The following is a 20,603-nucleotide window of genomic DNA, read 5'->3' on the forward strand; positions in this document are numbered from 1 at the left end:
GGGCCGCGCTCGTCGGGGCGACGTCAGTCGCGTCGCACGGGTCCGGTGCTGTCGCGGACGACGAGTCGCGTCTCGACGAGGACCTTCTGCCGGGTGTCGGGCTCGCCGTCGATGAGCGAGAGCAGCAGGGAGGTGGCACTCTTGCCGACCTTGTCGAAGTTCTGGTGGATCGTGGTGAGCGAGGGCCAGTAGACCAGCGCCTCCTCGGAGTCGTCGAACCCGACCACGCTGATGTCCCCCGGCACGCTCCATCCGCGTTCCTTGATCGCATGCATGACGCCGAGGGCCATCTGGTCGTTGCCCGCGAAGACCGCGGTCGGCGGGGGGCCGCTCGCGAGGAGCTCGCGCCCCAGTGCGAGGCCGGACGCGGCACTCCAGTCGCCCACGAGCACGGGGCGTGCGGGGAGGTTCTCGTCGGCCATGGTCTGCACGTAGGTGACGGTACGACGCCGCGACGAGAACGAGCTCTCGGGTCCGGAGACGTGCGCGATGTCGCGGTGGCCGAGGTCGAGCAGGTGCTGCATCGCGAGCTTCGCGCCCTGCTCCTGGTCGGTGTCGACGATCGTGTACGGCAGCTTGGCATCGGAATCGACGATGACGAGCGGCAGCCCGGCCGTGAACTTCCGGTCGTCGAGGGGGCCGACCTCGGCGGACATCACGAGGATGATGCCGTCGACGGCCTGCTCCTCGAGTCGACTGAACGCACCGGCGACGTCGAGCTGCGTCGGGTCGAAGACCGGCAGCAGGGTCGTCGTGTAGCCGGCGGCCTCGGATGCCTCGGCGACCGCGTTGAGCGTGCGCTCGTTGCCGAGCGTCGCGAGGTTGAAGGTGACGAAGCCGATGCTCCGGAACCGGCCGGACTTGAGGTTTCGCGCCGCGCTGTTCGGGCGGTAGCCGAGCGCCTGCATCGAGGCGAGCACCTTGTCGCGGGTCGTGGGGCGCACGTTGTTCTGGCCGTTCGCCACGCGCGAGACGGTCTGCGCGGAGACGCCGGCGTGCGCGGCGACGTCCATGATCGATGCACGCGCTCTGGAATGCGGCACGGGTCCAGACGGAGTGTTCGATTCGGGCGACATGGTGACGTAAACACTATCGCGAGGGTCCCTCGAGAGGAATTGACATGACACTGATCGAAGACTTCGGTCTGGTGATGCGCGCGGGCGGTGTCGCCCTCGTGCTCGACCTCGGCGAGAACGGGCTGCCGGCGGTCGTGCACTGGGGCGCCGACAGCGGTGCGCTCGACCCGTCGGCGTATCGAGCGCTGCTCGAGACCGGCGTGCTTCCGGTCGGCGCGAGCGAGGTCGACGTGCCCGTTCGGATCTCGATCCTCCCCGAGCACGCCCGCGGCTGGATGGGTCGCCCCGGCGTCAGCGGGTCGAGGGCCGGCGCCGCGTGGTCGCCGCTCTGGTGCGTGACCGAGGTGACGCTCGACGGTGTCCCGCTGGCCGGGGCATCCGCTCGAACCGTGGTGGACCACGGCGCTGGAACCCTCGTCGTGACCGCGGCCGACGCCGACGCCCGGCTGTCGCTCACCCTCACGGTGGAACTCAGCGAGGCCGGCATCGTGCGCACCCGCGCCGACCTGCAGAACCTCGGGGCGGAGGCCTACCAGCTCGACGACCTCATGCTCTGCCTGCCGACGCCGGCCATCGCGAGCGAGGTGCTCGACTTCGCCGGGCGCTGGGCGGGGGAGCGCGCGCCGCAACGTCGCGCGCTGACGGTCGGCGCGCATCGGCGCGAGGCCCGCCGCGGCCGCACCGGGCTCGACGCGGCGACGATCCTCTCGGTGGGCACGCCGGGCTTCGGCTTCGCCCACGGCGAGGTCTGGGGCGTCCACACCGCGTGGTCGGGCAATCACGTGCACCAGGTCGAGCGGGTGCTGAGCGGCGAGCAACTGCTCGGCGGCGGCGAGCTCCTGCTGCCCGGCGAGGTGCGCCTCGCCCAGGGCGAGCACTACGAGAGCCCGTGGGTCTACGGCATCTACGGTGCCGGACTCGACGATGCGGCGCGACGCATGCATCGCCACCTCAGGGCACGCACGCAGCATCCGCGCTCACCGAGGCCGGTCACGCTCAACGTGTGGGAGGCGGTGTACTTCGACCACGACGAGGACACGCTCGTCGACCTCGCCGAGCGGGCGGCGGCGATCGGCATCGAACGCTTCGTGCTCGACGACGGATGGTTCGGCGCGCGTCGCAGCGATCGTGCGGGCCTCGGCGACTGGACCGTGTCGGCCGACGTCTGGCCGAACGGGCTGCATCCGCTCGTCGATCGCGTGCGCGACCTCGGCATGCAGTTCGGCCTCTGGTTCGAACCCGAGATGGTGAACCCGGACTCCGACCTCGCGCGGTCGCATCCCGAGTGGATCATGTCGACGGGCGGCAGGCTCCCGGTGGAGTCGCGCAACCAGCAGGTGCTGAACCTCGGCATCCCCGAGGCGTACGCCCACGTTCGCGACGCGATGTGCGCGATCCTCGCCGAGTACGACATCGCGTACATCAAGTGGGATCACAACCGCGACCTCGTGGATGCCGGCACGGCGCCGTTCGGCCGTGCCGGGGTCCACGAGCAGACGCTCGCGTTCTACCGACTCGTCGACGAGATCAAGTCCCGGTACCCCGGCCTCGAGATCGAGTCGTGCTCGTCGGGAGGCGGCCGGGTCGACCTCGGCGTCCTCGAGCGCACCGAGCGCATCTGGGTCTCCGACAACAACGACCCGATCGATCGACAGCAGACCAACCGGTGGACGACGCAGCTCGTCCCGCCCGAGCTCATGGGGGCCCACATCGCGTCCGGCGCCTCGCACACGACGAACCGGCTCCACGCGCTCTCGTTCCGGGCCATCACCGCGCTGTTCGGCCACCTCGGCGTCGAATGGGACCTGCGGCAGGCGAGCGCGGCCGAACTCGACGAGCTCGAGGCGTGGATCCGGCTGCACAAGGAGCATCGCGAGCTGCTCCACGGCGGCGTGCTCGTGCGACTCGACCACCCCGACGACTCGCTGTCGCTCAACGGCGTCGTCGCGGCGGACGGCTCGGCGGGGCTCTACGCGTTCGTGTCGCTCGCGCGCGCCTCGGTCGCGAGCCCCGGGCGCATCCGCCTGCCCGGCCTCGACGCGGAGGCGCGCTACCTCGTCGAGCCCGTGCTCGTCGGCGGGGTGCCCCACGGGGCCGACCCCGCTCCATGGTGGGAGGCCGGCCCGCTCGAGCTGAGCGGTGCGACGCTCGCTTCGGTCGGCGTCGTGATGCCCGCCCTCCGTCCGGAGCAGGCGGTGCTGCTGCGCGCCGTGCGTGCCGACGACGGGCGTGCGGAGGCCGGTGCCGCGCCTCGGGGCTCCGCCGCGTGAGCGCCGGCGTCCTCCTCGCCGTGCTCGGCGCCGCGCTGCTGCACGGGACCTGGAACGCCATCGCGAAGGCGATCCCCGCTCGGCTCGTGTCGTCCGCCCTGATCGGGTCGGTCTACCTCGTGGCCGGCGCGATCGGATGCCTCGTCCTGCCGTTCCCGCCGCGGGAGGTCTGGCCGTACCTGCTCGTCTCGGCCGCCGTGCAGACGCTCTACCTCGTGCTGCTGACGGCGGCGTACGCGAAGTCGGAGTTCGGCCGGACCTACCCGCTGACCCGGGGCATCGCCGTGCTCGGCATCACGCTGATCGCGACGATGTTCCTCGGCGAGCGGATGGCGCCCGCCCAGCTCGCGGGGGTCGCGGTCGTCGCGATCGCACTGTTCGCGCTGGCGTGGTCGCCGAAGGGGCGCGCCGGCCCGACCGGAACCCTGATGGCGGTCGCGGTCGGCGTCACGATCACCGCCTACTCGGTGCTCGACGGCATCGGCGTGCGTCTCTCGGGCGAGCCGTTCGGATACGCGTCGTGGCTGTTCCTCATGCAGGGCGTCACGATTCCGCTCGTCTGCCTCGTCCTCTCGCGCGACCGGGTGGAACTGCTCCGAGGGATGCGGCGGCATGCGCCGATGGGCGTGCTCGGCGGCATCCTCTCGCTCACCGCCTACACGATCGTCGTCTGGGCCCAGTCGCTGGCTCCGCTCGCGGTGGTCTCCGCCCTGCGTGAGACGGGGGTGCTCGCCGCCGGGGTGATCGGCTACTTCGTGTTCCGCGAGCCGTTCACCAGGTGGCGGCTCACGGCCACGTTCTGCGCGGTCTCGGGGATCGTCGCCATCCGACTCGGCGGATGACGCGGGCGACTCGTCCGCGGCATCCGCCGTTCTGGAGCCCCGGCTCGCTACGATCATCCGGAAGCCGGTCGTCGCCGTTCGGCCCGGCGGAGGGGGATCCACCATGGCTCAGCACAGCGGTCGCCCGGCGGGCGTCACCGTCGTCGCGATCATCGCGTGGATCTCAGGCGCGATCGACATCGTCGTCGGCACGATCCAGTTCCTCCAGGCGAGCGCGATCGCGGTCGACCCGCAGTGGGGCGGCGCCGGAGCGGTCTACACGGCGGCCGTCGTGTCGATCATCCTCGGCCTGATCACGGTGATCGTCGCGGGCGGCCTGCTCGGCGGCAACACCGCGGCGCGCCTGATCGTGACGGTTGTGATGGTGCTCTCGCTCATCTCGTCGCTGTTCATCGCGGTCGCCGGCCTCGGCGACCCGGTCGGCGAGTGGTTGAGCATCCTGGTCACCTTGATCGGGCTGCTGCTGCTCTGGTCGAGGCGAGCGAACGCGTTCTTCGGTAGCTGAGCCTTCGGCAGTTGAGCCAGGCCCAACGTGCTTGTGCGCATCGCATAGGTGCGCGGCATCCGATTTGTAGCATTGTCACAGGCCTGATCGAGCCGTCTGCGCGCGCCTTTGTCGGCGTCGTCTGCAGCGCTTGGGTCGTGCGGAGGCCGGTCATACCGTGGAATGAGCTGATCCGCGCATATGAAGGACGTTACCGACGATGGTTGACACGGCATCCCGCACCACGAAGAACGACGCGAAGGCCCGCGACGCGAAGGCCGACGCGACGGTTCCCGCCACGCCCGCACGTGAAGCGGCCGCGGCCCCGATCCCCGCGCCCGCCGCAGGCCCCCGGCCCGCCGGCCCCCGCATCGACGTCGAGTCGCTCGGCCGCCAGCTGCTCGGCACCTGGGGCGAAGCCCGCCTCGAGGCGCGCACCCGCGCCGGTCAGCCCGACCTGCAGCGCATCGAGGGCCAGACGATGGACGAGCACCGCGAGCGCGTGCTCGGGCAGTTGAAGATCCTCGCCGACCAGGGCGCCGTGCATCGTGCCTTCCCGAAGTCCGTCGGCGGACACGAAGACCACGGCGGCAACATCGCCGGTTTCGAAGAGCTCGTGCTCGCCGACCCCAGCCTCCAGATCAAGGCGGGCGTGCAGTGGGGATTGTTCGGTGCGGCGGTGCTGCACCTCGGAACCGAGTACCACCACGAGACGTACCTGCCCGACATCATGTCGCTGAAGGTTCCGGGTGCGTTCGCGATGACCGAGACCGGCCACGGGTCGGATGTCGCGGCCATCGGCACGACCGCGACGTACGACGAGAAGAAGCAGCAGTTCGTCATCGACACCCCGTTCCGCGGTGCGTGGAAGGACTACCTGGGCAATGCCGCGGTGCACGGCACGGCGGCGGTCGTGTTCGCCCAGCTCATCACGAAGGGCGTCAACCACGGCGTGCACGCGTTCTACGTGCCGCTGCGCAATGCCAAGGGCGGGTTCCTCAAGGGCATCGGCGGCGAGGACGACGGCCTGAAGGGCGGACTGAACGGCATCGACAACGGCCGCCTGCACTTCACGAACGTGCGCGTCCCGCGCGAGAACCTCCTGAACCGCTACGGTTCGGTCGCCGAGGACGGCACCTACTCGAGCTCCATCTCGAGCCCTGGTCGCCGGTTCTTCACGATGCTCGGCACGCTCGTGCAGGGTCGCGTCTCGCTCGACGGCGCCGCGACCGCGGCATCCGCTGCAGCCCTCGCGATCGCGGTGACCTACGGCAACCAGCGCCGTCAGTTCAACGCCGCCAGCGAGACCGATGAAGAGGTGCTGCTCGACTACCAGCGCCACCAGCGCCGCCTGCTGCCGAAGCTCGCGACGACGTACGCGCAGTTCTTCGCCCACGACGAGTTCCTCGTGAAGTTCGACGCGGTGTTCTCCGGCGAGGCCGACACCGACGACGACCGCCAGGACCTCGAGACGATCGCCGCGTCGCTCAAGCCGCTCTCGACGTGGCACGCGCTCGAGACGCTGCAGGAGGCCCGTGAGGCCTGCGGCGGGTCCGGCTTCCTCGCCGAGAACCGTCTCGTGGGCCTCCGCCAGGACCTCGACGTGTACGTCACGTTCGAGGGCGACAACAACGTGCTGCTCCAGCTGGTCGCCAAGCGCCTGCTCACCGACTACTCGAAGCAGTTCGCGAAGGCGGATGTCGGGGCCATGGCCCGCTACGTCGTCTCGCAGACGGCGGAGCGCGCGTACCACGGCACGGGCCTGCGACGCCTCGGGCAGAACATCGCCGACCTCGGCTCGACCGCGCGCTCGGTCGCGGAGCTCCGCGACGCCGACACGCAGCGCTCGATGCTGACCGACCGCGTCGAGACGATGATCGCCGACATCGCCGGCCGGCTGCGCGAGGCCCGCAAGCTCTCGAAGGTCGAGGGGGCCGCCCTCTTCAACCGCAACCAGAACGAGCTCATCGAGGCCGCACGCGCGCACGCCGAGCTGCTGCAGTGGGAGGCGTTCACCCGCGGACTCGCGAAGGTCACCGACCCGGGCACCAAGCAGGTGCTGACGTGGGTGCGCGACCTGTTCGGGCTGGGACTCATCGAGCAGCACGCCGCCTGGTACCTCATCAACGGCCGGCTCTCGCCGAAGCGCGCGCAGTCGGTGACGGCGTACATCGACCGCCTGATCGAGCGCCTGCGTCCGCACGCCCAGGACCTCGTCGACGCGTTCGGCTACGGACCGGAGCACCTGCGCGCGAAGATCGCGTCGGGTGCCGAGCAGGAGCGTCAGGACGAGGCTCGGGCGTACTACGCGGCGAAGCGCGCCGACGGCACGCTGCCGGTGCCGGAGAAGAGCAAGAAGCGGTAGCCGCCGTCACGACGAGAAGGCCGGGTCCGATCGGGACCCGGCCTTCTCGCTGCCCGCTGGACCGCGGCCGGCTCCCCGCTAGCGCCGCAGGTGCCGGTAGGCCGTCGCGGTGAGCGGCAGGAACGCCAGGGTGATCACGAGCGGCCAGACGGATGCCGCGAGCACGGCGTTCTCGGCCATCCATCCGCTCGTGACACCCGTGGGGTTGCCGAACAGCTCACGGGCCGCGGTCGCGGTCGCGGACACCGGGTTCCAGGTGGCGACGGCACCGAGCCAGCCGGGCATCGTCTCCGCCGAGACGAACACCGTCGACAGGAACCCGATCGGCCAGACGAGCACCTGCACGGCGGTCGTCGCGCCGGTGCCCCGGAAGCTCAGGCCGAGGTAGACGCCGAGCCAGAGCAGGGCGAACCGGAGCCAGAGCAGCAGCACGATGCCGAGGGCGATCTCGGCGGGTCCGGTGGTCGGGCGCCAGCCGATGAGGAGCCCGCCGGCCATCAGCACGCCGAGGCTCAGGGCCGAGTTCGCGAGGTCGGCGATGGCGCGGCCCAGGGCGACGGACGCGCTCGAGATCGGCAGCGAGCGGAACCGGTCGGTGATGCCGCGCTTCGCATCCTCGGCCATCGCGGTCATCGTGCCCTCGAGCCCGAACAGCATCGTGAGCGCGAACATGCCCGGCAGCAGGAACGCGATGTAGTCGCCGCCGCCCGGCACCTCGATGGCTCCGCCGAAGAGGAAGCCGAACAGCAGGATCAGCATGACGTTGAACGCGAGCCCGAAGACGAGGCCCCACGGCTCGCGGACCCAGTGCAGGACTTCGCGCCCGGCGATGAGCCAGCCCTCGCGCAGGGCGTTGGGTCGGCGGTCTCGCAGTCCCGCGCTCGCGGTGATGGTGCCGGTGGTCGTCATCGTGCCTCCAGGTCGGTGGATTCGGGTGCGGCGGCGTCGGTCGCGGCGTCGGCATCCGCCCTCGGCCTGCCCGTGAGGTGCAGGAAGACCTCGTCGAGGGTGGGCCGGCGGAGCGCCAGGTCCTCGACCGCGAGGCCGTCGGCGTCGAGCGCGCGGACGATCGGGGCGAGGGCGGCCGATCCGTTCTCGACCTCGACCGTGACGGTCGAACGGTCGGGATCGACGGATGCCTCGGCGCCCACCGCGCGGGCGACGACGGCCGCGGCACGGTCGAGGTCGGCCGCGGCACGGTCGAGGTCGGCCGCGGCGAACGTCGCGGTGATGCGGTCGCCGCCGAGTCGTCGCTTCAGCTCGGACGGCGTGCCCTCGGCGATGACGCGACCGTGGTCCATCACGCTGACGCGGTCGGCGAGCTGGTCGGCCTCGTCGAGCAGCTGCGTGGTGAGGAGCACGGTCGTGCCCATCGCCGCGACCTCTCGTACGGCCTGCCAGACCGTCGCGCGGCCGCGTGGGTCGAGTCCGGTGGTCGGTTCGTCGAGGAACAGGACGGCCGGCGTGAGCACGAGGCTGGCGGCGATGTCGAGCCGTCGCCGCATTCCGCCCGAGAAGCCGGACACGGCGCGGCTCGCGGCATCCGTCAATCCGAAGGCCTCGAGCAGGCGATCGGCACGCGACCTCGCGCGCGGCTTCGAGAGCCCGCTGAGGCGTGCGAAGAGCACCAGGTTCTGGTGCGCGGTGAGCGCCTCGTCGACGGCGTGGAACTGGCCGACGAGCCCGATGCGCTCGCGCACCGCCGATGGGTCGCGGCGCACGTCGATGCCGTCGATCATCGCGGAACCCTCGTCGAGGTCGGTGAGGGTGGTGAGGCAGCGTACGGCGGTGGTCTTGCCGGCGCCGTTCGGGCCGAGGAGTCCGTGCACGGTGCCCGCGGCGACGTGCAGGTCGAAGCCGTCGAGGGCCATGGTCTTCGCGTAGCGCTTGCGGAGTCCGGTGGCCTCGAGGGCGGGGCGGGATGGAACCGGTCGGGGAGGCATCGCTTCCTTTCAACGTACTGCGTACGGAGTTGCAGGGATTAACCGTACACCATACGGAGAATGTAGGCTGGCCTGCATGTCGACCGAATCCACCGGGCGAGGTGAGCCCGACCGGACACTCCGCCTGCTGTGGCGCGATCGGCTCGGCGACCCCGTCGGATCACGCGGCCCGAAGCAGCGCTCGAGCGTCGACGCCGTCGTCGACGCCGCCATCGAGATCGCCGACGACGAAGGCGTCGACTCCCTCTCGATGCGACGCATCGCCGATCGCCTGGGCCTCAAGCCCATGTCCGTCTACACCTACGTGCCGGGCAAGGCCGAGCTCATCGACCTCATGGTCGACCGGGTCGCGGGCGAGCAGGCGCTGCCCGAGCTCGACGGCCCGCTGCGCGAGCGACTCGCCCGCATCGCGCACCTCGCATGGAACGAGTACCTGCGGCATCCGTGGCTGCTCTCGATCGACACGAGCCGCCCGCCGCTCGGGCCCAACGTCTCGGATCGCTGGGAGTGGAGCCTGCGCGCCATCGACGGACTCGGCCTCGACGACCTCGACATGGACCACGTCATCACGCTGATCACGGGGTACGTCAGCGGACCAGCACGTGCCCACCTCGACGCCGAGCGCCTGCACCGGGCCGTCGCCGAGACCGACGAGGAATGGTGGGAGCGAAACGCGCCGATCCTCGAGGAGATCATGGACGGTTCGCGCTACCCGATCTCAGGTCGCGTGGGCACGGCGGCGGGCGAGGCGTACGGCTCGGCATCCGACCCCGAGCGCAGTTTCCGGTTCGGGCTCGAACGCGTGATCGACGGCATCGAGGCCTACGTTCGGGAGCGCGCTACTCCGTAGGCGGCTTCATGATGGCGCCGGTCGCGAGGCCCATGACCACGCCGGCGGCGAGCCAGAGCCAGAAGCCCGTGAAGAAGCTGATCACGAGGCCGACGATGACGCCCATGACGAGTCCGACGATGAGCTGCTTGCGACGCGCGGGCGTGATCGGCTTGGCCATGCGTCAAGCCTACGTCGGCCGCCACTGGACGCCCGCCGTGTGCAACCCGCCCCGGGTGGGCCATCCGGATGCGGCGACCGGTCCTGTCAGATGAGGCCGAGCGCCCGAACCGCGTCGCGCTCCTCGACGAGCTCGGCGACGGAGGCCGAGATGCGGTGCTGCGCGAACGCGTCGACCTCCAGCCCCTGCACGATGCGCCACGCGCCGTCGACCGACTCCACGGGGAACGACGAGACGAGGCCCTCGGGCACGCCGTACGAGCCGTCGGAGACGACGGCCGCGCTCGTCCACCCGCCCTCGGTGCCGCGCACCCAGTCGCGCATGTGGTCGATCGCGGCGCTCGCCGCCGAGGCGACGGAGGAGGATCCGCGCACCTCGATGATCTCGGCTCCACGCTTGGCGACGCGCGGGATGAACGAGTCGACGAGCCACTCCCGCGCCGTGTCGGTGCCGCCGAGCCGGGCGGCGAGCAGCGCGGGCACCGACTCGCCGTCGATCGTCGCGTGCGAGACATCCGGGAACTGGGTCGCCGAGTGGTTGCCCCAGATCGTGACGTCGCGCAGGCTGGCGACATTGGCGCCGAGCGTCGCGGCGAGCTGCCCGAGCGCACGGTTGTGGTCGAGGCGCGTGAGGGCCGTGAACCGCTCGGCCGGGACATCCGGAGCATGCGAGGCCGCGATGAGCGCGTTGGTGTTGGCCGGATTGCCGACCACCACGACCCGGATGTCGTCGGCGGCGCCGGCATTGATGGCCTCGCCCTGCGGTCCGAAGATGCCGCCGTTGGCCGCGAGCAGGTCGCCGCGCTCCATGCCGGCCGTGCGCGGGCGTGCCCCCACCAGCAGCGCGAGGCTCGACCCGGCGAACGCCTGGGACGCATCGTCGTAGACGTCGACCTGGTGCAGCAGCGGGAAGGCGGCGTCCTGCAGCTCGAGGGCGGCGCCCTCGGCCGCCCGAACGCCCTGCGGGATCTCGAGGAGGTTCAGCCGCACCGGCACGTCGGGGCCGAGGATCGCGCCCGACGCGATGCGGAAGAGCAGGGCGTACCCGATCTGGCCGCCCGCGCCGGTGATGGTGATGGTGACCGGTTTCGTTGCAGCCATGGGGCGAGCCTACGCTGCGGCCCCGGAGGATGCGACGGTGCATGTCCTGGTGGATGGTCGGGCCTCGCCGGCGCGACGTCGGGCTCTCCCCCCAGCACTGGGGGGAGAGGGCGAGGCGCGGGAGATCTACCGTTGGAGCACGCGGAGCGATGCGCAACGAGCGCGCGACCCGACCCGACCCGCGACGCTCACCCGAGATTCGCCGCGCGCTCGCGTGCCGCGCGACCGGAGGGCGGAGAGATGACCCGCAACATGAGGCTCGTGCTCATCGGAGCGCTCGTGGCCGGGCTGCTCATCGTCGTCGCGGCGTTCACGATGGAACGGCTCGCATCCGGCGCTGCCTCGGACTCGATCGCCGCGACGGATGCCGCGTCGTCGGCGCCCGCTGTTGACGGCGGGGGCGACGGCGCAGGGGACGGAGCCGGCGGCGCGGATGGCGAAGCGGCGTCGCCCGGCGATGGCGGCCCGAAATCCGAGGTGCTGCCGCCGGTCGAGCCCGAAGCGGGACTGCCTGCTCCGGTCGAGTACCACCCGCTCCTGGCCGGTGACCTGCCCGAGTCGGCCGCGCGCGAGGGCGGTCTGGTCGACGGATTCCCCGCCACGATCCCCGTGCTCGACGACTCGTCGATCACGACGAGCGCGGTCGCCTCCGACGGCGTCCGCGTGCTCGTGACGCTCGACGCCACGGTCGAGGACTCGCCCCAGCGCGTGCTCGACGCCTACCTCGTCGAGTTCGGCCTGCTCGGCATGCAGGGCACCGCATCACCCGCGGTCGGCGGCTCCAAGGCGCTCGAGTTCGTGCGCGGCGGCGACTCCATCGTCGTGACGGTGCTGCCGGAGGACTCGGGCACCCGGTACACGCTCTCCGGAACCCTGACCCCTGCGGAAGGCTGACGCATGTACCTCTCGTTCTCCGAGCTGCGCGAGCGGCGCCGCGCCGCCGTGCAGGCACAGGGCAGCGGCGACGGCGACGGCGCGGGCGAGGCAGCAGACGACGCGGATGCGGGCTTCGGCCCGGATACGGGCGTCGACCCGGGCGGCGCGCGCCGACGCACGACGGCGCGCGTGTCATCCGTCGTGATCGCGCTGGGCATCGTGAGCATGCTGACCGACATCTCGTCGGAGTCGACCGCGGCGATCCTGCCGCTCTACCTCACGGGCGCCCTCGGCCTCTCGGTCGTCGCCTACGGCGTGATCGACGGGCTCTACCAGGGCGTGAGCGCGGTCGTGCGGATCGCCGCAGGCTACGCCGCCGACCGCGGCGACAACCCCAAGTGGATCGCGCTGTTCGGGTACGGCATCTCGGCGATCGCGCGGGTCGGGCTGCTGTTCGCGAGCGGCTTCGCGGCGATCACGGCCGTCGTCGTCGCCGACCGGCTCGGCAAGGGCGCGAGGACCGCCCCGCGCGACGCGCTCATCACGGCGTCGTCGGACCCGGCGAACCTCGGCCGCTCGTTCGGCGTGCACCGCATGCTCGACAACATCGGCGCGGCCGTCGGCCCGCTGCTCGCGTTCGTCGTGCTGCTCGTGATCCCCGACGGGTACTCGACGGTGTTCGTCATCTCGCTCGCGTTCGCGGTGCTCGGCGTGATCGTGCTCGGGCTGTTCGTGCCGAACGTGCATCCGCGAGCCGGCCAGGCGGGCACGGCGGACGCCTCCAGGGCCGTGCGGACGGCGACCGCGCCGCCGTTCCGGTGGCGGCACCTCGCGAACCCGCGACTCCGTAAGGTGCTCGTGGTCGCCGGCCTGTTCGGCCTGCTCTCGATCGGCGACGGCTTCATCTACCTCACCCTGCTGCAGAACGGCGACACGTTCGCGACCCAGTGGTTCCCGATGCTCTACGTCGGCACGAACGTCGCATTCCTCCTGTTCGCCGTGCCGATGGGCCGCCTCAGCGACCGGGTCGGCAGCGGGCGCGTGTTCGTCGCGGGGCATCTCGCGCTGCTCGCCACCTACGTCATCGCATCGGTTCCGGCCGCGGGGCCGGCGACGACCATCCTGTGCCTGACGCTCCTCGGCCTCTTCTACGCGTCGACCGACGGCGTGCTGGCGGCACTCGCGAGCCAGGCGACCCCGGCGCCGGCCCGCGCGAGCGGCATCGCGGCAGCGCAGACCGTGGTCGCCGTCACCAGGCTCGTCGCGGCGACCGGGTTCGGCCTGCTGTGGGTCTCGTTCGGACGAGCGGAGGCGCTCTGGATCGTCGCGGGCGTGCTCGTGCTCGTGATTCCGGTGGCGGCGTGGATCCTGCTCCGCCGCACTGACGATGGCGCCGATGCCGGTGCTGCTGATGGCGCCGATGCACGCGACGCCGCAGAGGCCGGCGCCGAGGTCGGCGGATCCAGGAACCCGGCGTGACCGCACGATGGCGGTGGGCGCTCGTCGTCGGCGCCGCGGTGCTGCTCATCGGCGGTGCGCTCGCGTACGGCCTCTCGGCGCTCGAGCGGTACCAGGAGCAGGCCGCCGGCGCACCGGTCTCCACCGCCCCGAAGCTCGAACGGGTCGATGCGGGCCAACTGGTGTTCCGCACCACGGCCAGCGGCTCGGATTACGGGCATGTGGCGGCGGTGCCCGCCGACGACCCCGGAGCCGCTCGCGAGGTGTCAGCTGCGGTGTGCGACCGAGTGGATGCGACGCCCGACGCGGTCTCCTGCCTGCGCACGGTCCGCGGCGTGGTCACCACCTTCGAGTGGGACCTGCTCGATGCGTCGTTCGACGAGCAGTGGAGCACGCCGCTTCCGGGCATCCCCAGCCGGACGCGCATCTCGGACGACTCGCGCTACCAGGCCTCGACGGCGTTCGTGACCGGGCACGGATACGCGACGATCGGCTTCTCGACCGCGACGACCGTGGTCGGCTCCGACGGCACCGACCACGGCAACCTCGAGGAGTTCGCCTTCACGGTGAACGGCGAGCCGTTCGCCGCGGCCGACCGCAACTTCTGGGGCGTCACGTTCGTGCCCGGCACCGACGAGTTCTACGCCACCGGCGCATCGGGGCAGCGCACCTGGCTCGTGCACGGAGATCTCGGAGACCGCACGCTCGAGGCGATCCACGACGGCGTCGAGTGCCCGTCGCTCTCGCCGGACGGCACGCGCATCGCCTTCAAGCAGATTGTGCGCACGACACCGACGACCGAATGGACCGTCGCGGTGCTCGACCTCGCAACCGGCCGGACCATCGAGCTGCCCGAGTCGAGGAACGTCGACGACCAGGTCGAGTGGCTCGACGACGAGACGCTCCTCTACGGCCTGCCGCGAGTCGGCTCGACGGGCGACTACGACGTCTGGTCGATCGCCGCCGACGGCTCGTCCGACCCGTCGCTGTTCCTCGAGCACGCGTGGTCGCCCTCGGTCGTGCGATGAGGAGCAGGCAGGCAGCGGCTCGTACCCCCAACCGGGGGATTCCGGCGCGCTCGCACGGCGGATATCGTCGGTGGTCCGGCGAACGCGGAGCTACACCAACCACCCGAGAGAAGCTGCCGTGACGAGTTCATTCGACAGTTCGCGCCTTCGATCACTCGACGGCGTGCGCGGCCTCGCCTCTGTCGTCGTGCTGTTGTGGCATGCCTTCCTCATCGCGCAGCCGCACCTGGCCGACGGGCTCCACGAGGGAGGGGCGGCTCCCGGCACGCCGTACTGGTGGCTGGTCGATTCGCCGCTCTCGATCCTGATCGCCGGTGAACAGGCCGTCCTGGTCTTCTTCCTGCTGAGCGGCATCGTGCTCACGCTCCCGGTGATCCGCACACCCCGGTACAACTGGGTCGCCTACTATCCACGGCGCATCCTGCGCCTCTACCTTCCGGTCGTGGTGTCCGTCGTGCTCGCGGCGATCCTCCTCATCGTCGTGCCTCGTGCACCCACCCCGATCGCCGCCTGGCAGTGGACCGACAACGCCCACTCGTTCGACCCCCTCGGGGCGGTGACCGCCGCAGCGCTCGTCAACCCGCGGCCGGCGATCAACGGCCCGTTGTGGTCGTTGACCTGGGAGATGGCGTTCTCGCTCGCGCTCCCGCTCTTCGTGCTTATCGCCGTCCGCGTCGGCAGGTGGTGGATCGCGGCGGTCATCGGTGCCGTCCTGCTGGTGGACCTCGGCGTCGTCTTGGACATCTCTCCGTTGAAGTTCCTCCCGGTGTTCCTGATCGGGGCGCTGGCGGCGGTGAACATCGATGGCGTGATGGCGTCGGCCCGGCGGCTGAGCGACGCTCCGCGGCACCGGATGCTGTGGTCGAGCGTCCTCCTCGCCAGCACTCTGCTCATGACCGCGTTCAAAGCCTCGTCGACCCTGCTCGCCCCCGAGTTCGCGTGGGTGACGACGGTGCTCAGCGGGTTCGTCATTGTCGGCTGCATGGGGCTGGTGTTCGTCTCGATGGGCTCAGGCGCGGCGAGGCGGGTTCTCGAGTCGCGGTCGGTCCAATGGACAGGTCGGCTCTCGTTCAGCCTCTATCTCGTGCATGTCCCGCTCATGATCGCGATCTCGTACGCGTTCGGCTGGGACCTCTGGTGGCTCGCCATCCTCGTGTCCGTGCCGCTCTCGTTCGCTCTGGCCGCCGCATTCACGAAGCTCGTCGAACAGCCGGCCCACACGCTGTCGAAAGGCGTCGGACGTACCGTCGACCGGTGGTCCCGGCGGCATGAGGCCGACCATGTGGCGGTCGTTCCGGCCGCTGGCGATGCTGGGGCGTCCTGACACGGCGAAGGCTCGTGGCGTGGCGTGGCGTGGCGTGGCGTGGCGGAGCGTGGTGGCGGAGCAAGGTCCGTTCGATCAGCCCAGGACGACGTCCGCCCAGTAGTTGTGGCGCGAGGTGCCCGCCGGGAACCCGGTGCCGTACACGTAGACCGCCCCGAAGCCGGGCATGACGAGCGAGCCGGACTGCAGCGGGTCGGCCAAGGTGCCGATCTCGGCGACGTAGCGTCCGCGCGTGGTGAGGTAGGTCGCACGGTACTCGGTGCCCGGCTGGATCGTGACCGGGCTGCTGAACAGCACGGTCTGCCAGCCCTGGGCCGACGAGTCGGGCGCTGAGGCGACCGCGAGTGGTGCAGTCGTGCTGGTGCCCCACAGTCGCACCTCGTGGACGTCTGCGTCGCCGAGTGCTTTGAAGAACCGGATGCCGCGGACGACCGTCGTGTCCGTCGTGGTGAACCGCACGCCGAGCTGCACGAGGCTCGCGTCGTCGAACGTGCCGCCGGCCGGGGTCGCTGCGCCGAAGAGCGCACCGGTCACGGCTGTGCCGATCGTCCCGAAGGTCCACGTTCCATCGACGATGGTCGCGCCGGCGATTCGGACCGCGGCGGTGTACTCCGTGTCGTTCGCGAGCGGTGCCGCAGGGGTGAACGAGACGACCTTCGTGGAGGTGTTCCACGTGGACGTGCCGGCCACTGCCCCGGAGGGACCGCTGAGCAGGAGCTCGGGGGCAGCGGAGACATCGCCGGAGATCGTCGCCGAGAGGCTCGCCCCCGGGTCGACCTGCGTCGCACCGTCGATCGGCTGATTCGAGACGACCGCGGCCGGAACGGCTGCCGGCTTCTCGAGGATGACGTCGACGAAGTAGTTCGAACGTCCCCAGCTGAACGCGGGGATCTCGCTGCCGTCGCCGTACCGGTACCGGCCGTTGGCCTCCGCGAGTGCGGTCAGCGGCCCGCTCGTCATCGGCGCCGCGAATGCGTTCGACGTGTAGGCGTAGTGGCCGTTCGGCGCCAGGTACGAGACGACGTACGTGGTGCCGGCCGTGATCGCCACGGGAGCGGAGAAGAGCGCCGACTGCCACCCGGTCGCCGTCTCCGATTGGAAGGTCACGCTCGCAAGCCGGTCTCCCGTCGTGGCATTCCAGAGCGCGCCGACGTGCGTGCCGGTGTTGCCGGGGCCCTTGTAGAACCGGACCCCCAGCACCTTGCCGGCAGTGGACGAGGTGAACGCGACGCCGAGCGCGACGGACGAGGGGTCGTCGTCGGCCGCCGGCACGCTCGGCTCGACGTTGCCGAAGAGGGTGATCGCGTCGGCGGGGATGGTTCCCGGGCCCGGCGTGGGCGTCGGCGTGGGCGTCGGAGTCGGCGTGGGCGTGGGGGTCGGCTCCGGTTCGGTGGTCTCCGGTACGAAGTCCACGTCGACCAGGTAGCTCGCCGTGCTGCGCGACGCCGGGAAGTCCCCGTCGTAGCTGTAGGCGCCCGCGTTCGCGCCCACCGAGAGCGGACCGATGTCGCGCGGAGCGGTGAATGCACCGACGGTCGCCGAGTAGCGGCCTGCCGGAGCCCGGTATGACGCGACGTACTCGACGCCGGCCGAGACGGGAACCGGCTCGTCGAAATCGAGGGTCGTCCATCCGCTCGTGATCTCGTCGGAGAAGGTGCCGGTCGCGAGCCGCTGGCCGGCGGCGGTCCAGAGGGCCCCGGTGTGCGGACCGGCGTTGCCCACGCTCTTGTAGAACGAGACGCCGGTCACGACGCCGTCGCGCGTCGGGGTGAACGCGGTGCCGAGCACGAGGCTGACGCGGTCGGGGTCCTCGAGGATGCCGGGCAGGGTCGACTCGCTGAAGATGCCGCACGGGCATGCGCCGTCGACGGGATCGGGCTTCGCCGTGCGGAACGTCCAGGTCCCGCCCACCGAGAGCGAGGATCCCGCGGCGGTCGCGGCCGCGACATGGACCGTGTAGGTGACGAATCCGTCGAGCGGCTCGTCGGGGGTGAACGTCAGCTCGCGGGTCGTGCTGTCGTACTCCGTCTCGCCGTCGACCTCACCCCCGATCTCGTCGACGACCGTCACCTCGTGCGAGATGACAGGCTTCGTGAGGGTCGCCGAGACGGCCGTGTCGGTCGGCACGCTCGCCGACCCCGGGAGGGGCCAGCGGTCCACCGCGCCGAGCGGCGAGACGTCGCTCGTGTCGAAGACCACGTCGACCCAGTAGTTCGTATCGGCGTAGGTGCTGAGCGGCATCGTGCCGGGGGCACCGTAGACGCCCGCCTTCGGCGCCCCGTAGCCGCCGGAGAGCCGCAGCGGGTCGCGCTCGACGGCCCCCGTCGTAAACGTGCCGTCATCGGCCGCGTAATGGCCGTTCGGGGCGGTGTAGGACGCCGTGTACGTCGTGCCGGCCGTGACCTGCACGGGTTCGGCGAGCTCGAGGGTCTGCCATCCCGACCCGGTCTCGCCGACGAATGCACCGCTCGCCCGCTCGGTGCCGTCGGGTCCCCAGAGCGTGCCGGTGTGCGTCCCGGTGTTGGCTGCGCTCTTGAAGAATCGGATGCCGCGAACCGCACCGTCGACCAGCGGCGTGAACCTCACGCCGAGCTCCACGGCCGCGCCGTCGCCGGAGTCGGCACGAGCCGGGCTGTCCTGGCCGAACGCGGAATACGGGCCGGTGATCGAGTACGCGAGGGTTGACGCGTCGGTCGCATCGACCATGTTCGCGCTGTCGTCGATCGCGCGCACCAGGAGTGATCCAGAGCCCATGCCGTGCACGACGAACCGGTACGACCACGAGGTCGTGCCGGTCACGGGATGCCAGGTCGCGCCGCCGTCGGTCGATGCCTCGACGCCGGCGACGACGCCGCCGGCATCGGAAGCCGTGCCCGTCGCGGTGATGACCGCTCCGTTGGCGACCTGCTGCCCCGAGGCCGGTGCGTCGATCGTGGTCGTGGGGGGTATCGCGTCGGTGCTCGCGACCGCCGGGTCGAGACCGCCCTGCAGCGTCGCCGCCTGCACGCCCATGTCGGCGAAGAGGTTGACCTGCGCCTGCTGCATGCGTGGGTCGGCCGGCGCTCCGTCGCCGTCGTGGGTCGCGTCGAGGCCCCAGGTCCACTGGATACTGCCTGCAGAGAACACGAGCGCACCGCTCTCCGCCCGGTAGAGGGTCACATGGTGCGTCGTACTGCCGGGCGAGACGGTGTTGCCGAAGTCCTGCAGGTACTCGGGCACCTGGCCGACCGTCGTCGAGAGCCGGATGAGGCCGGGCGGCCGATGACCGTTGTCGAGGTCCTCGTCGGACTCGTAGCCGACGGTGTGCGGCGCCAGCGCGGTCGTGGTGCCCGATGCCTGGTCGGTGAGGTCGGTCCCGCGCCAGAGCCTGGTCTTGCCCTCCGCCGCCGATACCGTCACGGCCAGGTCGGAGTAGTTGACCATGTACTGCTGGCCCATCAGCGCATTCTCGGGGGAGTCGGCTCCGGCCGATCGCGGGGCGAAGCGCGGGTCGCGCCAGGTTCCGGTCCATTCGGGACTCGGGTCGATCTTGTCCTGCGACCATGTCTCCTTGTAGCTGACGAGCGTCCGGTACGGCGTCGCCGAAGCGTCGGTCGACGGCTCGTACCGCGTACGCCAGTAGATGGCGTTCCCGCTCAGGAACTGCAGGTTCACGCCCGCGTCGCGCGCGGCCTCGACGTTGGCTCGTTGGGCGCCCGACCAGTACTCGTCATGGCCGACCGAGAGGAACACGTCGTGGTTCTGCAGGAGCGATCCGCGGCGGTCGCTGTCGACGCCCGAGAAGTACGACACGTCGTAGCCGTTGCGCTCCATGAACCGCACCATCGGATACTCGGCCGAGAAGTAGAAGTCACGGGCAGTGATGCCGTCACGGGTCGCGAACGGACGGTTGTAGCTGACCTTGAACGCGCGGCCGTTCGCCGCACCCTGGTAGAAGTCCGAGCCGCCGTAGGTGTTGTACGCGTGCCAGGTCGGATCCGAGGTCTGGAAGAGGATGCTCGAGTGGCTCGACTCATTGCGCACGATGAACGTGATGTGGCTCGCGCCGCCGGTGTCCGTGCGCGTGAGCTTCGCGACGTAGACGCCCGAGACCGCGGTCGAGGGTACGTTCCACCCCGCCGAGACCGCCCAGTTGCCGCAGTCGTACAGCTCGGTCGAGACATCCGATCGGCACTCGGGCTGGGTCTGGGGCAACGGCGCGCTCGGCGTGACGCTCGTGACCTTGCGGGCGCCGAGGCCCTGGTACCAGCCGGTGCGGTAGATGTCGATCGTGTAGGCGTGCGCATCGGTGTCGACCTTGAAGTCGACGCGTGCACCGACGTTCACGCTGATGTCGGTCGCGAAACCCTGGATGGTCGGGTCGCCGGCGCCGGTGATGTCCCAGACGTCGGGGTCGGTTCCGGGCAGTTCGTTCTCGCAGACGATCGCATTCGCGCAGGTAGCGGCGACCGCGCCGGGAGTCGCGGTGAGACCGAGCGGCACGAGGAGGGCGGCGACCGCGGCCGCGGCGACGAACACTCGACGGAGCCGCATCCTCTGTTCGCCGTCATCGGGAATCGAGGTCATTCGTGCAGTCACGGGCGGATTCCTCAGGACTCGGGTTGGAGCGGGGCGAGTGGCGGGGGCGCAGGGCGAACGGGCGGAACTGCGGGCGAAACAGCGGGCGGAGCATCGGGCGGAACTGCAGGCGGGGCGAGCGGGTTTTCTCCCCACTGTCCGTCATAGTCCTCGCCGCACGCCGCCGCAGCCCCCCGATCGGAGGGCACGCGGGCTCGGGCCCCGCCGCGACACGCGGGAGCCAGCTCCCGGCCCCCCGAACTGGGTTCT

General features: G+C 70.9%; 15 protein-coding genes. 9 read left to right on the forward strand and 6 right to left on the reverse strand.

Translation table 11 applies throughout. The features are described 5' to 3' along the window. Positions 1 to 23 precede the first annotated feature (23 nt). Positions 24 to 1,013 (reverse strand): LacI family DNA-binding transcriptional regulator, encoded by a 990-nt coding sequence (locus tag ASE68_RS16795; protein ID WP_235481076.1) that lies wholly within the window; start codon positions 1,011 to 1,013, stop codon positions 24 to 26. 107 nt (positions 1,014 to 1,120) lie between these two features. Between ASE68_RS16795 and ASE68_RS16800 the strand changes: the two genes are divergently transcribed. From ASE68_RS16800 to ASE68_RS16815, 4 genes are all read left to right on the forward strand, one after another. Next, positions 1,121 to 3,346 carry an alpha-galactosidase gene (locus tag ASE68_RS16800; RefSeq protein ID WP_055862308.1) on the forward strand — a complete coding sequence of 742 codons (2,226 nt, stop codon included), beginning with the start codon at positions 1,121 to 1,123 and terminating at the stop codon, positions 3,344 to 3,346. Beyond that, complete coding sequence (locus ASE68_RS16805) at positions 3,343 to 4,188, forward strand: DMT family transporter (RefSeq protein ID WP_055862311.1); 846 nt, start codon at positions 3,343 to 3,345, stop codon at positions 4,186 to 4,188. Before ASE68_RS16800 ends, ASE68_RS16805 begins: the two co-directional genes overlap by 4 nt. 103 nt (positions 4,189 to 4,291) lie before the next feature. Continuing rightward, positions 4,292 to 4,693, forward strand: coding sequence for a hypothetical protein (locus ASE68_RS16810; RefSeq protein ID WP_055862314.1), 402 nt, complete (start codon positions 4,292 to 4,294; stop codon positions 4,691 to 4,693). A gap of 199 nt (positions 4,694 to 4,892) precedes the next feature. Then, a complete protein-coding gene (locus ASE68_RS16815) occupies positions 4,893 to 7,037 on the forward strand; it encodes an acyl-CoA dehydrogenase (protein WP_082462437.1) in 2,145 nt (714 codons plus the stop codon). 78 nt (positions 7,038 to 7,115) lie between these two features. Here the strand turns inward: ASE68_RS16815 and ASE68_RS16820 are convergent, their stop codons facing one another. Further along, positions 7,116 to 7,946, reverse strand: a complete 831-nt coding sequence (locus tag ASE68_RS16820) for an ABC transporter permease (RefSeq protein WP_055862315.1) — start codon at positions 7,944 to 7,946, stop codon at positions 7,116 to 7,118. Beyond that, a complete protein-coding gene (locus tag ASE68_RS16825; protein ID WP_055862317.1) occupies positions 7,943 to 8,980 on the reverse strand; it encodes an ATP-binding cassette domain-containing protein in 1,038 nt (345 codons plus the stop codon). Before ASE68_RS16825 ends, ASE68_RS16820 begins: the two co-directional genes overlap by 4 nt. A gap of 76 nt (positions 8,981 to 9,056) precedes the next feature. Between ASE68_RS16825 and ASE68_RS16830 the strand changes: the two genes are divergently transcribed. Then, positions 9,057 to 9,830 (forward strand): TetR/AcrR family transcriptional regulator, encoded by a 774-nt coding sequence (locus ASE68_RS16830; RefSeq protein ID WP_055862319.1) that lies wholly within the window; start codon positions 9,057 to 9,059, stop codon positions 9,828 to 9,830. Here the strand turns inward: ASE68_RS16830 and ASE68_RS20355 are convergent. Together ASE68_RS20355 and ASE68_RS16835 are read right to left on the reverse strand one after the other, a co-directional pair. Continuing rightward, on the reverse strand, positions 9,820 to 9,990 hold the full coding sequence (locus tag ASE68_RS20355) for an HPP family protein (protein ID WP_157421735.1): 171 nt from the start codon (positions 9,988 to 9,990) through the stop codon (positions 9,820 to 9,822). The genes ASE68_RS16830 and ASE68_RS20355 overlap by 11 nt on opposite strands. A gap of 86 nt (positions 9,991 to 10,076) precedes the next feature. Continuing rightward, a complete protein-coding gene (locus tag ASE68_RS16835) occupies positions 10,077 to 11,090 on the reverse strand; it encodes a malate dehydrogenase (RefSeq protein ID WP_055862323.1) in 1,014 nt (337 codons plus the stop codon). A gap of 240 nt (positions 11,091 to 11,330) precedes the next feature. On the opposite strand from ASE68_RS16835, the gene ASE68_RS16840 reads away from it, so the two are divergent. The 4 genes from ASE68_RS16840 to ASE68_RS16855 all read left to right on the forward strand — a co-directional run bounded on the left by ASE68_RS16840 (position 11,331) and on the right by ASE68_RS16855 (position 15,776). After that, positions 11,331 to 11,984, forward strand: coding sequence for a hypothetical protein (locus ASE68_RS16840; protein ID WP_055862325.1), 654 nt, complete (start codon positions 11,331 to 11,333; stop codon positions 11,982 to 11,984). Positions 11,985 to 11,987: 3 nt separating this feature from the next. Next, the gene (locus ASE68_RS16845) at positions 11,988 to 13,445 is read left to right on the forward strand and encodes an MFS transporter (RefSeq protein WP_200921770.1); all 1,458 of its coding nucleotides are present in this window, start codon (positions 11,988 to 11,990) and stop codon (positions 13,443 to 13,445) included. Further along, the gene (locus ASE68_RS16850) at positions 13,442 to 14,452 is read left to right on the forward strand and encodes a hypothetical protein (protein ID WP_235481079.1); all 1,011 of its coding nucleotides are present in this window, start codon (positions 13,442 to 13,444) and stop codon (positions 14,450 to 14,452) included. Before ASE68_RS16845 ends, ASE68_RS16850 begins: the two co-directional genes overlap by 4 nt. 118 nt (positions 14,453 to 14,570) lie before the next feature. Continuing rightward, positions 14,571 to 15,776, forward strand: coding sequence for an acyltransferase (locus tag ASE68_RS16855; RefSeq protein ID WP_162238293.1), 1,206 nt, complete (start codon positions 14,571 to 14,573; stop codon positions 15,774 to 15,776). Between the two features lie 75 nt (positions 15,777 to 15,851). Here ASE68_RS16855 and ASE68_RS16860 read toward each other — a convergent pair whose 3' ends face one another. Then, positions 15,852 to 20,354, reverse strand: coding sequence for a DUF4082 domain-containing protein (locus ASE68_RS16860; protein WP_157421736.1), 4,503 nt, complete (start codon positions 20,352 to 20,354; stop codon positions 15,852 to 15,854). Positions 20,355 to 20,603: the final 249 nt, after the last annotated feature.

It is taken from the genome of Agromyces sp. Leaf222, assembly GCF_001421565.1.
Classification (GTDB): domain Bacteria; phylum Actinomycetota; class Actinomycetes; order Actinomycetales; family Microbacteriaceae; genus Agromyces.

Coding starts and splice junctions, on each gene's coding strand:
- ASE68_RS16795 (WP_235481076.1), bottom strand. CDS start 1,013: ATGGACGTCGCCGCGCACGCCGGCGTCTCCGCGCAGACCGTCTCGCGC.
- ASE68_RS16800 (WP_055862308.1), top strand. CDS start 1,121: ATGACACTGATCGAAGACTTCGGTCTGGTGATGCGCGCGGGCGGTGTC.
- ASE68_RS16810 (WP_055862314.1), top strand. CDS start 4,292: ATGGCTCAGCACAGCGGTCGCCCGGCGGGCGTCACCGTCGTCGCGATC.
- ASE68_RS16815 (WP_082462437.1), top strand. CDS start 4,893: ATGGTTGACACGGCATCCCGCACCACGAAGAACGACGCGAAGGCCCGC.
- ASE68_RS16820 (WP_055862315.1), bottom strand. CDS start 7,946: ATGACGACCACCGGCACCATCACCGCGAGCGCGGGACTGCGAGACCGC.
- ASE68_RS16825 (WP_055862317.1), bottom strand. CDS start 8,980: ATGCCTCCCCGACCGGTTCCATCCCGCCCCGCCCTCGAGGCCACCGGA.
- ASE68_RS16830 (WP_055862319.1), top strand. CDS start 9,057: ATGTCGACCGAATCCACCGGGCGAGGTGAGCCCGACCGGACACTCCGC.
- ASE68_RS20355 (WP_157421735.1), bottom strand. CDS start 9,990: ATGGCCAAGCCGATCACGCCCGCGCGTCGCAAGCAGCTCATCGTCGGA.
- ASE68_RS16835 (WP_055862323.1), bottom strand. CDS start 11,090: ATGGCTGCAACGAAACCGGTCACCATCACCATCACCGGCGCGGGCGGC.
- ASE68_RS16840 (WP_055862325.1), top strand. CDS start 11,331: ATGACCCGCAACATGAGGCTCGTGCTCATCGGAGCGCTCGTGGCCGGG.
- ASE68_RS16845 (WP_200921770.1), top strand. CDS start 11,988: ATGTACCTCTCGTTCTCCGAGCTGCGCGAGCGGCGCCGCGCCGCCGTG.